Below are 14,572 nucleotides of genomic sequence, written 5' to 3' on the forward strand. Positions count from 1 at the left end.
GCGTCGGCGAGGTCGGGGAGGGAGGGGTCCTTGGCGAGCAGGGCGGCGGAGTCGATGCGGACGCCCGCGACACCCCGCTCGAACCAGAAGCGCAGGATGTCCTCGTGCTCCTGACGGACGGCCGGGTGGGCCCAGTTGAGGTCGGGCTGCTCGGGTGTGAACAGGTGCAGGTACCAGTCGCCGTCGGGCAGCCGCTTCCACACCGGCTCGGTGGAGCCGACGAACTGCGACGGCCAGTCGTTGGGCGGCAGTTCGCCGTGCTCGCCGCGTCCGCGCCGGAAGTGGAACAGCTCCCGTTCGGGGCTGCCGGGTCCGGCGGCGAGCGCGGCCCGGAACCACGGGTGCTGGTCGGAGACGTGGTTGGGCACGATGTCGACGATGGTGCGGATGCCGAGCTCCCGGGCCTCGGCGATCAGCTTCTCGGCCTCGGCGAGGGTGCCGAAGGCCGGGTCGACGGCACGGTAGTCGGCGACGTCGTAGCCGCCGTCCTTCATCGGCGACAGGTACCAGGGGTTGAACCACAGGGCGTCCACGCCGAGTTCGGCGAGGTACGGCAGTCTGGCGCGGACGCCCGCGAGGTCGCCGGTGCCGTCTCCGTCGCCGTCGGCGAAGCTGCGGACGTAGACCTGGTAGATGACGGCGGAGCGCCACCACTCCTTGCGGGCATGGCGGGACGGTCCCACTGTGCGTGCCTTTCTGTCGGAGGGAGGGCGTCAGCCCTTGGTGCCGCCCGCGCTGATCCCGGCGATGATGTGCCGCTGGAAGACCAGGAAGAGCGCGACCATCGGGATGCTGGCGATGACCATCGCGGCGATGAGCACGGTGAGCTGGATGTTCTGCGACAGCTGGACGAGGGCCACACTGATGGGCTGCCGGTCGGTGTCGGAGAAGACCATCAGCGGCCAGAGGAAGTCCTGCCAGACGGCGACGAGGGCGAAGATCGACACCACCCCCAGCACCGGCCGCGACATGGGCAGCACGATCGACCAGAGCGTGCGCAGTTTTCCGGCGCCGTCCATCTCGGCGGCCTCCAGCACATCGCGGGGAAGCTGGTCGAAGAACCGCTTGAGCAGATAGAGGTTGAAGGCGTTGGCGACGGCCGGCAGCCAGATGGCGAGGGGTTTGTTGAGCAGTCCCAGGTCCGCGACGGTGAGGTACTTCGGTACGACCAGGGCCTGCGCCGGGACCATGAGGGTGGCGAGGATGCCGCCGAGGATCAGCCTGCCGAAGGCGGGCCGGAGCCGGGAGAGGGCGTAGGCGGCCGCGGTGCAGAACACCAGCTGGCAGGCCCAGGCGCCGGCCGCCTGGACGACCGTGTTCCACAGGTGCCGCGGGAGCTGCATCAGGTCCCAGGCGTCGGTGTAGCCGCCGAGGTGCCAGTGGTCGGGGACGAGGGTCGGCGGGGTCCGCGCGATCTCGTCCGGCGACTTCATCGCGCCGGTCACCATCCAGTACACGGGGAAGAGGAAGGCGAGGGCGAAGAGCAGGACGACGGCGGTGAAGACCGTCCAGTAGAGGGCCTTGCCGCGGGGGCGGGCCAGGGTCGCCGGGGAGATCAGGGTCCGGGTGCTCACGCGTCCTCCTCCCCGGAGCGGGTCAGGCGCAGATAGACGGCGGAGAAGGCGCCGAGCAGCGCCAGGAGCATGACGCTGAGGGCGCAGGCACCGCCGAAGTCGTTGTAGAGGAAGGCGTACTTGTAGATCAGGTAGAGCACGGTGACGGTGGCGTTCTCGGGGCCGCCACCCGTGATCACGAACGGTTCGGTGAAGACCTGCATGGTGGCGATGATCTGAAGGAGCATCAGCATCAGGATCACGAAACGTGTCTGAGGGATCGTCACGTGGCGAACACGCTGCAGCAGGTTGGCTCCGTCCAGCTCGGCCGCCTCGTACAGCTCGCCGGGGATGGACTGCAGGGCGGCGAGGTAGATCAGGACCGTGCCGCCCATGTTGGCCCAGGTGGCGACGAGCACCAGGGAGACCAGCGCGGTGTCGGCGCCGTTGGACCAGTTCGAGGTGGGCAGGTGCAGGAAGCGCAGCGCCTCGTTGGCGAGGCCGGCCCCGGGATCGTAGAACCACTTCCACAGCAGGGCGCTGACCACGGGCGGGATCATCACCGGCAGATAGACCACGATCCTGAAGAACGCCCTCGCGTGCCGGAGTTCGTTGAGGACGAGGGCCATCACGAAGGGGATCGCGAAGCCGATCAGCAGGGCGAGGAGCGTGAAGGTCAGGGTGTTGCGCCAGGCCGCGGAGAACTCGGGGTCGTGCCAGACGCGGGTGAAGTTGGCGGTGCCGACCCACTGCGGCGAGGAGCCCGGGGTGTACTTCTGGAAGGCGATCACGACGGCGCGGATCGCCGGGTACCAGGAGAACAGGGCGAAGCAGATCAGGCCGCCGAGGAGGAAGGCGTAGGCGCGGGCCTGGTCGGCGAGGCGGCGCCGTCCCCGGTCCCCTGCCGGGGACGGCGCCGGGACCGTGGGGGCGGCGGCCGTCCTGGTCCGCTGCCGCTCGGCCGTCTTCGTCATGGCCGTCAGCCCCGGGCCAGGATGCCGTCGATCTTGCCGGAGGCGTCCTTGAGGAGCTGGTCGATGTCGGCGTCCTTCTTGGTCAGGACGGCGGAGACGGCGGAGTCGAGGACGGAGTAGATCTGCTGGGCGTCCGGCGGCTCGATCTTCAGCTGGAGACTGTGGTTGCCGTCGAGGAAGGCCTGGTAATTCTCCACCGGCACATTGGCGTTGGCCTTCTTGACCTGCTGGTCCTTGGCGTCGGCGGCGCCGGTGAACAGGCGCGGCTCGGGCAGTCCGACGGGGGCGTTCGCCTTCTTGGCGCGGGCGTAGTCGCCGAGGAAGCCGGTGCCCGGGGTGAGGAACATGTGGTCGAGCCACTTCAGGCCCGCGCGGATCTGGGCGGGCGTGTCGTGCTTGTTGAACATGTAGCCGTCGCCGCCGATGAGCGTGCCCTTGCCGCCGGGCATCGGGCCGAGCGCGAGGTCCTTGTAGTTGCCGCCCTTCTCCTTGACGAGGATCGGGATGTTGTCGGGGGCGGAGAGGTACATGCCGAGCTTGCCCGAACCCATCATCTGCTGCACGTCGTTGATGACCAGGAGCTGCTTGCTGCCCATGGAGTCGTCGGTCCAGCGCATGTCGTGCAGGTTCTGCAGGACGGCGTGGCCCTCGGGGGTGTCGACGGTGGCCTTCTTGCCGTCGGGGCTGACGACGTCGCCGCCCTGGGAGTACAGCTCGGCGGTGAAGTGCCAGCCGCCCTGGTTCTGGGCGCTGTAGTCGGCGTATCCGACGGTGCCGTCGCCGAGGGCGGCGATCTTCTTGGCGTCGGCGCGGACCTCGTCCCAGGTCGTGGGCGGCCGGTCGGGGTCCAGGCCGGCCTTCTGGAAGAGCTTGCGGTTGTAGATCAGGCCCATGGAGTAGCCGGTGCGCGGGACGCCGTAGATCTTCCCGCCGACGGTGTAGATGTCGCGCAGCTGCTTCTGGATGGAGTCGTAGCTCTTCAACTCCTTGATGTACGGCGTCAGATCGGCCGCCTGACGGATGTCGACGACGTGCCTGGCGTCGGTGAAGTAGGTGTAGAAGACGTCCTCCATCTGCCCGCCGGCGAGCTTGGCGTCGAAGGTCTTGGGGTCCTGGCAGGGGAAGGCGTCGTGCGCGACGACGTCGATGTCCGGGTGCTGTTTCTCGAAGGACGCGACGTCCTGCTCGAAGAAACCGCGGTCGACCTTGGCGCTCTTGGGCGGCTCGCAGTTGACGGTGATGCGGGTCTTCCCGCTCGCCGTGCCGTCGTCACCGGAGGCGCAGGCGGTGGCGGCGAGGGCGAGGGAGGAACAGACGCTGAGCGCGACGAACGTACGGCGGAACCCGGTGCTTCTCATCGGTGGACCCCTCGTGGCAGGAGCGGTGGGCGCCGCACACTCAAGCACCGCCGACATCCGTCCGCAAGATGTCGCGCAGAATCTGTAATTATTCGACAGCTGATGGGATCTCAGGGACGAGGAGCTTGCGCGGTCGAGCCTCGCACCACCAGCTCCGGCTCGAACAAGAGCTCTTCGGCGGGTACGGAGCCGCCGCCGACCTGCGCGTTCAGCAGCTCCACGGCCGCTCGCCCCATGGCCTCGATGGGCTGGCGGACGGTGGTCAGAGGCGGCTCGGTGCAGTTCATCAGCGCGGAGTCGTCGTACCCGACGACGGAGATGCGGCCCGGCACGTCCAGCCCCTTGCGGCGGGCGGCCCGGATGACGCCGAGGGCGAGCGGGTCGCTGGCGCAGATGAAGCCGGTGACACCGCGGTCGATCAGCCGGGAGGCGGCCGCGTGACCGCCCTCGATGGAGAACATGGCCCGTGCGACACGCTCCTCGGGGAGGTCGCCAAGGGTATGCGCGGCGGCCAGTTTGCGGGCCGACGGCACATGGTCGGCGGGCCCCAGCACCAGCCCGATCCGCTCGTGCCCGAGCGAGGCGAGATGCCGCCAGGCCTGCTCCACGGCCACCGCGTCGTCGCAGGAGACGCCCGGGAAGCCGAGGTCGTCGATGGACGCGTTGACCAGCACCACCGGGATGTTGCGCTCGGCGAGCCGGCGGTAGTGGTCGTGCGGGGCGTCGGCCTGGGCGTACAGGCCGCCGGCGAAGACGACGCCGGAGACCTGCTGTTGCAGCAACAGGTCCACGTAGTCGGCCTCGGAGACGCCGCCCTTGGTCTGGGTGCACAGCACCGGAGTCAGGCCCAGCTGGGCGAGCGCCCCGCCGATCACCTCGGCGAAGGCCGGGAAGATGGGGTTCTGCAGCTCGGGCAGGACGAGACCGACGAGCCGGGCGCGCTCACCCCGCAGCTGGGTGGGCCGCTCGTAGCCGAGGACGTCCAGGGCGCTGAGCACCGCCTGCCGGGTGGCCTCGGAGACACCCGGTTTGCCGTTGAGCACCCGGCTGACCGTGGCCTCGCTGACCCCGACCTTCTTCGCCACCTCAGCAAGTCGTCGCGTCATGAACGCAAGAATAGCGCAAGGAACGCAAACGGCTTGCGTAACCGTGCCGGCTGTCGGCGACAGCGGTTCAGCGGGCGGCCCACAGGCCCCGGACGTGCCCGAGGTGGCGGGTCATCACCTCGCGGGTGCGCTCGGGGTCCCGGGCGAGCAGGGCGTCGAGGAGTTCGAGGTGCTCCTGCGCGGAGGCCTCGAGGCGCCCCGCCTCGACGAGAGCCGTCAGCCCGTACAGGCGCGAACGCTGGCGCAAGTCCCGTACGACCTCCACGAGATGGTCGTTCCCCGCCAGCGCCAGCAGTCCCAGATGGAACCGCAGGTCGGCCTCGACGTAGGCGATGAGGTCGCCCTTGGTGGCGGAGGTGACGATCTCCATCGCCTCGGGGCGGAGTGCCTCGACGTCCGCCGGCTCGGCGGTGGTCGCCAGGCCGACCGTCACCGGGATCTCGATCAGGGACCGGACGTGGGTGTACTCGTCGAGCTGCTTGTCGGAGACCTCGGTGACCCGGAAGCCCTTGTTGGGGACGATCTCGACCATGCCCTCCTTGACCAGCTCCAGCATCGCCTCGCGCACCGGGGTCGCGGAGACACCGAGACGCGGGGCGAGAGCCGGTGCCGAGTAGACCTGGCCGGGGCGGAGTTCACCCGAGATCAGGGCGGCACGCAGCACGTCCACGACCTTCTCCCGGAAGTTGGGCTTCCTGCCGCCGAGCGACGGCAGGGCGGGGCGGCGGCGCTGCGGGGCCATGGTGATCGTCCTCCTCGGGTCACCGGACATTATGGGGCTCGCCTACAGCACGAATCCCGCGGGGAAGGGGTCTTCCGGGTCCAGCAGGTACTGCGCGGTTCCGGTGATCCAGGCGCGGCCGGTGAAGCTGGGCAGGACGGCCGGACGGCCGGCCACCTCGGTGGTGCCCAGCAGCCGGCCGGTGAAGCGGGTGCCGATGAACGACTCGTTGACGAACTCGGTGTGCAGGGGCAGTTCGCCGCGCGCGTGCAGCTGCGCCATGCGTGCGCTGGTGCCGGTGCCGCAGGGCGAGCGGTCGAACCAGCCGGGGTGGATGACCATCGCGTGCCGCGAGTGACGGGCGTCGGAGCCCGGGGCGTGGAGGTGGACGTGGTGGCAGCCCCGGATGGAGGGGTCCTCGGGGTGGACGGGTTCGTCGACGGCGTTGATGGCGTCCATGAGTTCCAGGCCGGCCGCGAGGATGGCGTCCTTGTGGGCGCGGTCGAAGGGGAGGCCGAGCTGGTCGATGGGGAGGATGGCGTAGAAGTTCCCGCCGTATGCCATGTCATATGTCACTGACCCGTCAGCCAACTCCACCTTCCGGTCCAGCCCCACCGCGAACGACGGCACGTTCCGCAGCGTCACCGCCTTCGCCGCCCCTCCCTCCACCGCCACCTCGGCGATCACCAGCCCTGCGGGAGTGTCGAGGCGGATCGTGGTCACCGGCTCGACGACCTCGACCATGCCGGTCTCCACCAGGACCGTCGCCACCCCGATCGTGCCGTGTCCGCACATCGGCAGATAGCCGGAGACCTCGATGTAGACCACGCCCCAGTCGCAGTCCGGCCGGGTCGGCGGCTGGAGGATCGCGCCGCTCATCGCGGAGTGGCCGCGCGGCTCGTTCATCAGCAACTGCTTGATGTCGTCGCGGTGTTCGCGGAAGTACAGCCGCCGCTCGTTCATGGTGGCGCCGGGGATGGTGCCGATCCCCCCGGTGATCACACGGGTGGGCATGCCCTCGGTGTGGGAGTCGACGGCGTGCAGGACGAGTTTGCTGCGCATGACGTCTCCCTACGCGAGGCCCGCTGCGACGGCCTGTTCGGTGGCGGCCCGGACCTCGGTCTCCTGCTCGGGCAGCAGCGGCATGCGTGGCGGCCGCACCGGGCCGCCGTACCGGCCGACGATGTCCATGGACATTTTGATGGCCTGCACGAACTCGACCCGGGAGTCCCAGCGCAGCAGCGGGTGCAGCTGCTCGTAGAGCTTCTTGGCGGTGGCCAGGTCGCCGTCCACGGCCGCCCGGTACAGCCGGGTGCTCGCGGCGGGCAGCGCGTTGGGGTAGCCCGCCACCCAGCCCTTGGCGCCGGCGATCGCGAGCTCCAGCAGGACGTCGTCGGCGCCGATCAACAGGTCCAGTTCCGGGGCGAGTTCGGCCAGCCGCCAGGCCCGGCGGACATCGCCGGAGAACTCCTTGACGGCCTGGACGTACCCCTCGCCGTGCAGTTTCGCGAGCAGCTCCGGGACGAGGTCGACCTTGGTGTCGATCGGGTTGTTGTACGCCACGATCGGCACGCCCGCCTTCGCGACCTCGGCATAGTGGGCGAGCACCGAACGCTCGTCGGCGCGGTAGGCGTTGGGCGGCAGCAGCATCACGCAGGCGCAGCCCGCGTCACGCGCCTGCTCGGCCCAGCGCCGTGACTCCGCCGAGCCGTAGGCGGCCACGCCGGGCATCACGCGTGCGCCGCCGATCGCGGCCACGGCGGTCTCCACGACCTTGGCGCGCTCCTCGGGCGTGAGCACCTGGTATTCGCCGAGCGAGCCGTTGGGGACGACACCGTCGCAGCCGTTCTCGACGAGCCACACGCAGTGTTCGGCGTACTTGTCGTAGTCGACGGACAGGTCGTCGGTGAGCGGGAGCGCCGTGGCGACGAGGACGCCGCGCCAGGGGCGGTGGTCGGTCATGAGGGCCCTTCCTCGGTGGGGTGGTCGGATTCCCGGGCCAGGACGCCGAGCGGCACGGGCCGGGCGAACGGCCTTCTGGACGGGGTGGGTTCGCAGCCTGCGAGCCCGGCGACGGCGGGTGTGCACATCCGGCCCTGGCACCAGCCCATGCCGGCCCGGGTCAGCAGTTTCACGGTGCGTGGATCCCCCGCGCCCAGTTCGCCGACGGCCTCACGGACGGCGCCCGCGGTCACCTCCTCGCAGCGGCAGACCACGGTGTCGTCGGTGACCTGGTCCATCCAGTGGGCAGGCGGCCGGTACACGTCGTCCAGGGCTGCGGCGAACTGCCGTAGTTTCCTGCGGGACTTGAGGGCTGCGACGTCCGGGGCGGGCGCGGTGCCGGTCAGGTGTGCGGCGGCCGAGGCTCCCGCGATGTGTCCCTCGACGAGCGCGAGCGCGGAGCCCCCGACGCCGGTGGCCTCCCCCGCCGCCCAGACGCCGGGGACGTCGGTGCGTTGCTCGTCGTCGACGCGGACGCTGTTGCCGTCGAGACGGCATCCGAGGCTCTCCGCGAGGTCGGTGTGCGGGAGCAGGCCGTGGCTGACGGCGAGGGTGTCGCAGGCGATGCGGCGTGCGGTACCGGGTCGGACACGCCCCGTCGCGTCGAGGGCGGCGACGGTGACGCCCTCCACCCGGTCGGTGCCGTGCGCCTCGATCACGGCATGCCGGAAGAGCGGGCGTACCCGGCGCCGGAGCAACCGGCCCGCGTACAGGGCGCCTTCGGCGAGCTTGCCGGGCTGGGCCGCCAGCGCGCGGGGCCGTCGTACGAACGTCCGGGGGTCGGCGGACTCCACGAGGGCCACCACCTCCGTCGCCGCGTCGGCGAGTCCGGTGGCGACCGGCAGAAGAAGGGGTCCGGTCCCGGCGACCACGGCGACCCGGCCGGGGACGGCCAGCGTGCCTTTCAGCATGGCCTGCGCGCCGCCCGCGGTGACGACGCCGGGAAGGGTCCAGCCGGGGAAGGGCAGCACCTGCTCGTACCCGCCGGTGGCCAGGAGCACGGCGTCGGCGCGCACGGTGACGGGGTCCTCCTGCTCGGGGCCGAGCAGGGCGTGCACGGCGAAACCCTCGGTCAGCCGCTCGACGAACCAGACGTGGTGGTCCGTCAAGTGACGTACGGAGCCGGTCCCGACGTGACCGCGCAGTCCGTCCCGCAGTCCCTCCCAGGTGCGCCACTGGTGGTGCAGGGCCTGGGGGCGGCGCGCGCGCAGTTCGCGGGCCGGCTGGCGGTAGAACTGGCCGCCAGCCTCGGCGGCCGAGTCGATCAGCGTCACCCGGACTCCGTGCGCGGCGGCGGCCAGGGTCGCGGCGAGGCCCGCGGGGCCCGCGCCGATCACCGCGAGGTGCGGTCGGTCAGTCATCGTGGCCGGTCCCCTCCTGGGTACGGATCACGTCGCCCGGAGCCACCGGCACCAGACAAGCCCGTTGGTTGGGGCGGTCGTTGACGGTCACCAGGCAGTCGAAGCAGACGCCGATCCCGCAGAAGACGCCGCGTGGGCGGCCGTCGCCGCGGGTGGCGCGCCAGGAGGTCACACCCGCCGTCCACAGCGCGGCGGCGACGGTCTGGCCGGGCAGGGCCTCGATCTCCCGCCCGTCGAGGGTGACCGTGAAGGGCGGCCCCGGGCGGGCGTCGGCCAGGTCGAGCGGCGAACTCACAGGGCCTCCTCGGCGAACCGGTCGGGCCGGAACGGCGCGAGGTCCAGGTCGGGGGTCTTCGCGGTCAGCAACTGCGCGATCAGATGTCCGGTGCCGGTGGACAGGCCGATGCCGGCGCCCTCGTGACCGCAGGCGTGGTAGAGACCGGGGACGCGCGGGTCGGGGCCGATGGCGGGCAGATGGTCGGGCATGTACGGGCGGAATCCGGTGTAGGCGCGCAGGGCCCGGACCTCGGCGAGGAAGGGGAACAGCCGGGTGGCGCCCGCGGCGAGGGAGCGCAGGGCGGGGAGGGAGAACGACCGGTCGAAGCCGACGCGTTCACGGCTCGCGCCGATCAGGACGGGCCCGGCCGCCGTTCCCTCCACGACCGGCGAGGTCTGCAGCGCGGCCGAGTCGCTGGCCACGTCGGCCACGTAGTCGGCGGCATACACCTTGTGCCGGACCCGGCGCGGAAGGGGCTCGGTGACGAGGACGAAGCCGCGGCGCGGAAGGACGGGCAGGGTGGTGCCGGCCAGGGCGGCGATGTCGGCTCCCCAGGTGCCGGCCGCGTTGACGAGGGAGGGGGCGTGGATGTCGCCCCGGTCGGTGCGGACGCCGAGGACCGTGCCGTCGGGGCGGCGCAGTACGTCCGTCACGGTGCGGCCGGTGTAGAGGCGGGCGCCCGAGGCCCGTAGCAGATGGGCGGCGGCCAGGGCGGGCATGACCTGGCTGTCCTGGGGGTAGTGCACGGCACCGGGCAGGCCGGGGGCGAGGTGGGGTTCGAGGGCGTAGAGGTCGTCCCCCGCGACCGGCTCCGCGACGACCCCGGCCGCGCGCTGTCCGGCGGCGAAGCGCTCCAGGGCGGTGAGGCCGCCGGGGGACGTGGCCACCACGACACCGCCCTTGGCCTCGTACTCGATCAACCGCCCGAGTTCCTCGGCGAGTCGGCCCCAGAGGCGGAGCGAGAGGAGGGCCAGGTCCAGTTCCGGTCCGGGCTCCTTGTCGGAGACGAGGAGGTTGCCCTCCCCGGCGCCGGTGGTGCCGCCCGCCACCGGACCGCGGTCCACCACGACGACGTCCAGGCCCGCCCGGGCCGCGTACAGGGCGCATGCGGCGCCCGTCATGCCGGCGCCGACGACCACGACATCGCAGGTCAGTGGCTGACTCACGCCAGTACTATGTCACATACCACTGGGCGGGGGGAATGGTGCGCGCACCCTCAGACCCGACTCCCCCCAGCGGTGTCCCCCGCCAGCCGCTGAGCCGCGTAGATGGGCACGACCGACACCAGCACCAGTACCGCCGCCACCACGCTCACCACCGGCGCCTGCTGCGGCCGGGTCATGTTCTCGAAGATCCAGATCGGCAGCGTCTCGATCCCCGGTCCCGCGGTGAAGGTGGTGACCACGATCTCGTCGAAGGACAGCGCGAAGGCCAGCAGCCCACCGGCCAGCAACGCGGACCGCACCAGGGGAAAGGTCACGTCGACGAAGGCACGGAAGGTGTCGGCCCCCAGATCCATCGCCGCCTCCTCGTACGACCCGGAGGTGCGGCGCAGCCGCGCGACCACGTTGTTGAAGACCACGACGATGCAGAAGGTGGCGTGCCCGACGATGACAGTGAACAGTCCGAGGCCCACCCCGAGGGGCGCGAGCACCGTGCTGAACGCCGAGTTGAGGGCGATGCCCGTGACGATGCCGGGCAGGGCGATCGGCAGGACGACCACGAAGGAGACGGTGTCGCGGCCGAAGAACCGGTGCCGGGCGACGGCGAAGGCGATCAGCGTGCCGAGGACCAGGGCGATCGCACTCGCCCCGAGACCGGCCTTCACCGAGACCCAAAGGGCCGCGCGCGCACCGGAGTTGTGCCAGGCGACCGACCACCAGTGCGTGGTGAGACTCGGCGGCGGCCAGCTCGCGCTGCGGTCGGGGTTCAGGGAGTTGACGACCACGAGCAGCAACGGCACGTAGATCACGGCGAATCCGAGCCCGGCGGCGACGCGCAGCGCGATGCGCGCGGGACGGGAGAGTTGCACGGCGTGGCTCCTCTACAGGCTGCTCAACGCGCCCGTGCGGCGCATCGCCAGCAGGTACAGCACGATGACGACGACCGGGACCGTGCCGAGCGCGGCGGCCATGGGCAGGTTGAGTTCGATGTTGGAGTAGACGAGATTGCCGATCAGCTGGGTCTTGCCGCCGACGATCTGCACGGTGATGTAGTCACCGAGACTCAGCGAGAAAGTGAAGATCGAGCCGGCGGCGACGGAGGGCAGCACCATCGGCAGCACCACCGACCGGAACGTCCGCCAGCTGCGGGCGCCCAGGTCGGCCGAGGCGTCGAGGAGGCCCGCCGGCAGCTGCTCCAGCGCGGTGTGGATCGGCAGGATCATGTACGGCAGCCACAGGTACGTCAGGGTCAGTACGGCGGCGGGCAGGCCGAAGCCCGGGCCGCCGAGCCCGAACGGCCTGAGCATCCAGTCGGCGAGCCCGCCCTCGGACAGGATCAGCCGCCAGGCGTACACCTTCACGAGGTAACTCGCCCACAGCGGCGTGAGGATGGCGACGACCAGCAGCGGACGCCACCTCGGCCGGGCCACCCGGGCGGTGTAGAAGGCGAGCGGGAAGGCGATCACCGCGCACAGGGCGGTCACGGCGAGGGCCACGCCGACGCTCCGCAGGATCACCTCCCGGTAGACCGGCGTGGTGAACAGCTCGTGGAAGTTGTCGGTCGACCAGACCTTCACCACTTCGGAGGTGAAGGAGTTCGTCGTCCAGAAGGCGGAGACGAACAGCACCGACAGGGAGCCGAGGTAGAGCACGGCCAGCCACAGCAGCGGGGCGGTCAGCAGAAGGGCCAGCCTGAGGCGGGGGCGGCGGTGCAGCGCCCCCGCGGTCCGCGTCAGCAGGGCCATGCCTCAGCCCTTAATCTCGGTCCAGGCCTGGACCCACTTGGCGTAGGGCACGCACTTGACGTCGGTGCGGCCGTCGAGGCACTGCTCGATGGGGGTGTTCCAGAAGGCGATGTTCTTCCAGTAGTCCTCGTCGGCGGCGTGGAAGGTGGTGCAGAAGTTCTTGTCGCTGGTGAGTTCGCAGGCCTTGGAGTTGGCGGGTGCCTCGCCGAAGTACTCGGCTACCTGGGCGTTGACCTTCGGGGAGACGATCCAGTTCATCCACTGGTAGGCGCAGTCGGGGTGCTTGGCCTTGGAGTAGATCATCCAGGTGTCGGACCAGCCGGTCGAACCCTCCTTGGGCACGAAGGCCTTGACCTTGGCGCCCTCGCCGGCGGCGAGGTTCGCTATGACCTGCCAGGTGGTGCCGACGACGGAGTCACCGCTCTTGAAGGCGGAGATCTCCTTCAGGTAGTCGCTCCAGTACTCGCCGATGCTCGCGTTCTGCTTCTTCAGCAGGCTCACCGCGGCGTCGAACTGCTTCTGGTCCAGGGCGTAGGGGTCCTTGATCTTCAACTCCGGCCTGGTGGACTTGAGATAGAGCGCGGCGTCGGCGATGTAGATCGGGGAGTCGTACGCGGTGACGTGGCCCTTGTACTTGGCGGCGTCGTCGAAGACGGCGGCCCAGGAGGTCGGCGCGGGGGTGACCTTCTGGGTGTTGTACATCAGCAGGTTGGCGCCGCGGCCGTGCGGGATGCCGTACATCTGGCCCTTGACGGAGTTCCAGGCACCGTTCTTCAGGCCGCTGAAGACGTCCTTGTAGTTCGGGACGAGCTTGGTGTTGACGGGGGCGGCGTCGCCGGAGGCGATCAGGCGCAGGGAGGCGTCGCCGGAGGCGGAGACGGCGTCGTACTCGCCGGTCTTCATCAGTTTGACCATCTCGTCGGAGCTGGCGGCGACCTTGGAGTTGACCTTGCAGCCGGTCTGCTTCTCGAAGGGGGTCACCCAGTCGACCTTGGGGTCGTCGGAGCCGTTCTCGACATAGCCGGCCCAGGCGATCAGGTTGACCTGCCCCTCGGACTTGCCGAGCTTCGACAGGGGTTTGAGGTCAGGGGGGTTGAGGCCGGTGGAGGACGAACCGCCGGATCCGGAGCCGCAGGCGGTGGCGGCGAGCAGCAGCGCGGTGGCGGCCGCGAGGTGGAGAGTTCGGGTGAGGCGCACGACGTTCTCCATGGGTCGGGGGTCAGTCGGGGACGTGGACGGTGTGGCGGCGGTGCCAGCTCAGTCGCACCCGGGTGCCGCGGTAGGCGGCGACGTCCTCGGCGGAGGTCTCCAGGTTCTGCTGGAGGGCGGTGAGGCGGCCGCCGGCGTCGAGGTCGACGAGGAAGCGGGTGGCGTCCCCGAGGTAGACGACCTCGGCGACGGTGCCGACGGCGCTCGCGTGCTCGGGCTCGTCGGCCTCGGCGTGCTCCTTCAGGACGCGGATCTTCTCGGGGCGGACGCTGTAGACGCCGGGGGTGCCGACGACGCGCTGAGCGGACTCGCCCTCCAGCAGGTTGGAGGTGCCGACGAAGGAAGCCACGAAGGCGGTCGCGGGGCGCTCGTAGATCTCGGCGGGGGTGCCGACCTGTTCGACGCGGCCCTGGTTGAAGACGGCGATGCGGTCGCTCATCGTCAGGGCCTCCTCCTGGTCGTGGGTGACGAACACGAAGGTGATCCCCACCTCGCGCTGCAGCGCCTTGAGTTCGACCTGCATCTGCTCGCGCAGTTTGAGGTCGAGGGCGCCCAGGGGTTCGTCGAGGAGCAGCACGCCGGGGCGGCCGACGAGGGCGCGGGCGAGGGCGACGCGCTGGCGCTGGCCGCCGGAGAGCTGGGCGGGTCGCCGCTTGCCGAAGCCCTCCAGGCGGACCTCGCTGAGCGCCTTGCGGGCCCGTACCAGCCGTTCGGCCTTGGGGACCCCGCGGACCTTGAGGGAGTAGGCGACGTTCTGTTCGACGGTCATGTGCGGGAAGAGGGCGTAGTCCTGGAAGACGGTGTGCACGTCCCGTTCGAAGGGCGCGAGGCCGGTGACCTCCTGCCCGGCGAGTTCGATCCGTCCGCCGGTGGGGCTCTCGAACCCGGCGATCATGCGCAGGACGGTGGTCTTGCCGGAGCCGGAGGGGCCGAGCAGGGAGAAGAACTCACCGTCCTGGATCTCCAGATCGATCCCGGCCACGGCGGTCGTCTCCCCGAAGGACTTCCGCAGATCCTGCAGCCGGATCGCACTTCCCTCCATGGACGGGAACCTTTCTGGCGCACGCGTACGTCGTACGGAAAGATATGAAGTCATAGTTCAAA

The 14,572-nt window shown here is 70.4% G+C and carries 15 protein-coding genes; all 15 read right to left on the reverse strand.

Going from position 1 to position 14,572, the window contains the following annotated elements; all coding sequences use genetic code 11:
- The coding region (locus GRC12_RS13230) for an alpha-amylase family glycosyl hydrolase (protein ID WP_308286545.1) at positions 1-683 on the reverse strand (683 nt) is incomplete at its 3' end.
- A 30-nt stretch (positions 684-713) separates the two neighbouring features.
- Complete coding sequence (locus GRC12_RS13235; RefSeq protein ID WP_208779427.1) at positions 714-1,574, reverse strand: carbohydrate ABC transporter permease; 861 nt, start codon at positions 1,572-1,574, stop codon at positions 714-716.
- Positions 1,571-2,527 (reverse strand): carbohydrate ABC transporter permease, encoded by a 957-nt coding sequence (locus GRC12_RS13240; RefSeq protein ID WP_208779428.1) that lies wholly within the window; start codon positions 2,525-2,527, stop codon positions 1,571-1,573. The genes GRC12_RS13235 and GRC12_RS13240 overlap by 4 nt, the downstream gene beginning before the upstream one ends.
- A gap of 5 nt (positions 2,528-2,532) precedes the next feature.
- A complete protein-coding gene (locus tag GRC12_RS13245; protein WP_208779429.1) occupies positions 2,533-3,885 on the reverse strand; it encodes an ABC transporter substrate-binding protein in 1,353 nt (450 codons plus the stop codon).
- 110 nt (positions 3,886-3,995) lie between these two features.
- Entirely contained in the window at positions 3,996-4,991 is a 996-nt protein-coding gene (locus tag GRC12_RS13250; RefSeq protein ID WP_208779430.1) for a LacI family DNA-binding transcriptional regulator, read from the reverse strand.
- Positions 4,992-5,058: 67 nt separating this feature from the next.
- Positions 5,059-5,733 (reverse strand): GntR family transcriptional regulator, encoded by a 675-nt coding sequence (locus tag GRC12_RS13255; protein WP_208779431.1) that lies wholly within the window; start codon positions 5,731-5,733, stop codon positions 5,059-5,061.
- Between the two features lie 42 nt (positions 5,734-5,775).
- Entirely contained in the window at positions 5,776-6,774 is a 999-nt protein-coding gene (locus GRC12_RS13260; protein ID WP_208779432.1) for a proline racemase family protein, read from the reverse strand.
- Between the two features lie 9 nt (positions 6,775-6,783).
- Positions 6,784-7,674: a dihydrodipicolinate synthase family protein gene (locus GRC12_RS13265; RefSeq protein ID WP_208779433.1), complete on the reverse strand. Its 891-nt coding sequence runs from the start codon at positions 7,672-7,674 to the stop codon at positions 6,784-6,786.
- Positions 7,671-9,074 carry an NAD(P)/FAD-dependent oxidoreductase gene (locus tag GRC12_RS13270; RefSeq protein WP_208779434.1) on the reverse strand — a complete coding sequence of 468 codons (1,404 nt, stop codon included), beginning with the start codon at positions 9,072-9,074 and terminating at the stop codon, positions 7,671-7,673. Before GRC12_RS13270 ends, GRC12_RS13265 begins: the two co-directional genes overlap by 4 nt.
- Complete coding sequence (locus GRC12_RS13275) at positions 9,067-9,369, reverse strand: (2Fe-2S)-binding protein (protein ID WP_208779435.1); 303 nt, start codon at positions 9,367-9,369, stop codon at positions 9,067-9,069. The genes GRC12_RS13270 and GRC12_RS13275 overlap by 8 nt, the downstream gene beginning before the upstream one ends.
- Positions 9,366-10,517 (reverse strand): NAD(P)/FAD-dependent oxidoreductase, encoded by a 1,152-nt coding sequence (locus tag GRC12_RS13280; protein ID WP_208779436.1) that lies wholly within the window; start codon positions 10,515-10,517, stop codon positions 9,366-9,368. The genes GRC12_RS13275 and GRC12_RS13280 overlap by 4 nt, the downstream gene beginning before the upstream one ends.
- Positions 10,518-10,567: 50 nt before the next feature.
- The gene (locus tag GRC12_RS13285) at positions 10,568-11,383 is read right to left on the reverse strand and encodes an ABC transporter permease (RefSeq protein ID WP_208779437.1); all 816 of its coding nucleotides are present in this window, start codon (positions 11,381-11,383) and stop codon (positions 10,568-10,570) included.
- Positions 11,384-11,395: 12 nt separating this feature from the next.
- Entirely contained in the window at positions 11,396-12,259 is an 864-nt protein-coding gene (locus GRC12_RS13290) for an ABC transporter permease (RefSeq protein WP_208779438.1), read from the reverse strand.
- Positions 12,260-12,262: 3 nt separating this feature from the next.
- Positions 12,263-13,468, reverse strand: coding sequence for an ABC transporter substrate-binding protein (locus GRC12_RS13295; RefSeq protein WP_208779439.1), 1,206 nt, complete (start codon positions 13,466-13,468; stop codon positions 12,263-12,265).
- A 10-nt stretch (positions 13,469-13,478) separates the two neighbouring features.
- Positions 13,479-14,510, reverse strand: coding sequence for an ABC transporter ATP-binding protein (locus GRC12_RS13300; RefSeq protein WP_208779440.1), 1,032 nt, complete (start codon positions 14,508-14,510; stop codon positions 13,479-13,481).
- Between the last annotated feature and the right edge of the window lie 62 nt (positions 14,511-14,572).

This window comes from Streptomyces griseorubiginosus, assembly GCF_017614965.1.
Lineage (GTDB): Bacteria > Actinomycetota > Actinomycetes > Streptomycetales > Streptomycetaceae > Streptomyces > Streptomyces griseorubiginosus_B.

Bases quoted from the DNA above. Each gene is read 5' to 3' on its own strand.
- GRC12_RS13240 (WP_208779428.1), bottom strand. From the start codon at position 2,527: ATGACGAAGACGGCCGAGCGGCAGCGGACCAGGACGGCCGCCGCCCCC.
- GRC12_RS13245 (WP_208779429.1), bottom strand. From the start codon at position 3,885: ATGAGAAGCACCGGGTTCCGCCGTACGTTCGTCGCGCTCAGCGTCTGT.
- GRC12_RS13250 (WP_208779430.1), bottom strand. From the start codon at position 4,991: ATGACGCGACGACTTGCTGAGGTGGCGAAGAAGGTCGGGGTCAGCGAG.
- GRC12_RS13255 (WP_208779431.1), bottom strand. From the start codon at position 5,733: ATGGCCCCGCAGCGCCGCCGCCCCGCCCTGCCGTCGCTCGGCGGCAGG.
- GRC12_RS13260 (WP_208779432.1), bottom strand. From the start codon at position 6,774: ATGCGCAGCAAACTCGTCCTGCACGCCGTCGACTCCCACACCGAGGGC.
- GRC12_RS13265 (WP_208779433.1), bottom strand. From the start codon at position 7,674: ATGACCGACCACCGCCCCTGGCGCGGCGTCCTCGTCGCCACGGCGCTC.
- GRC12_RS13270 (WP_208779434.1), bottom strand. From the start codon at position 9,074: ATGACTGACCGACCGCACCTCGCGGTGATCGGCGCGGGCCCCGCGGGC.
- GRC12_RS13290 (WP_208779438.1), bottom strand. From the start codon at position 12,259: ATGGCCCTGCTGACGCGGACCGCGGGGGCGCTGCACCGCCGCCCCCGC.
- GRC12_RS13295 (WP_208779439.1), bottom strand. From the start codon at position 13,468: ATGGAGAACGTCGTGCGCCTCACCCGAACTCTCCACCTCGCGGCCGCC.
- GRC12_RS13300 (WP_208779440.1), bottom strand. From the start codon at position 14,510: ATGGAGGGAAGTGCGATCCGGCTGCAGGATCTGCGGAAGTCCTTCGGG.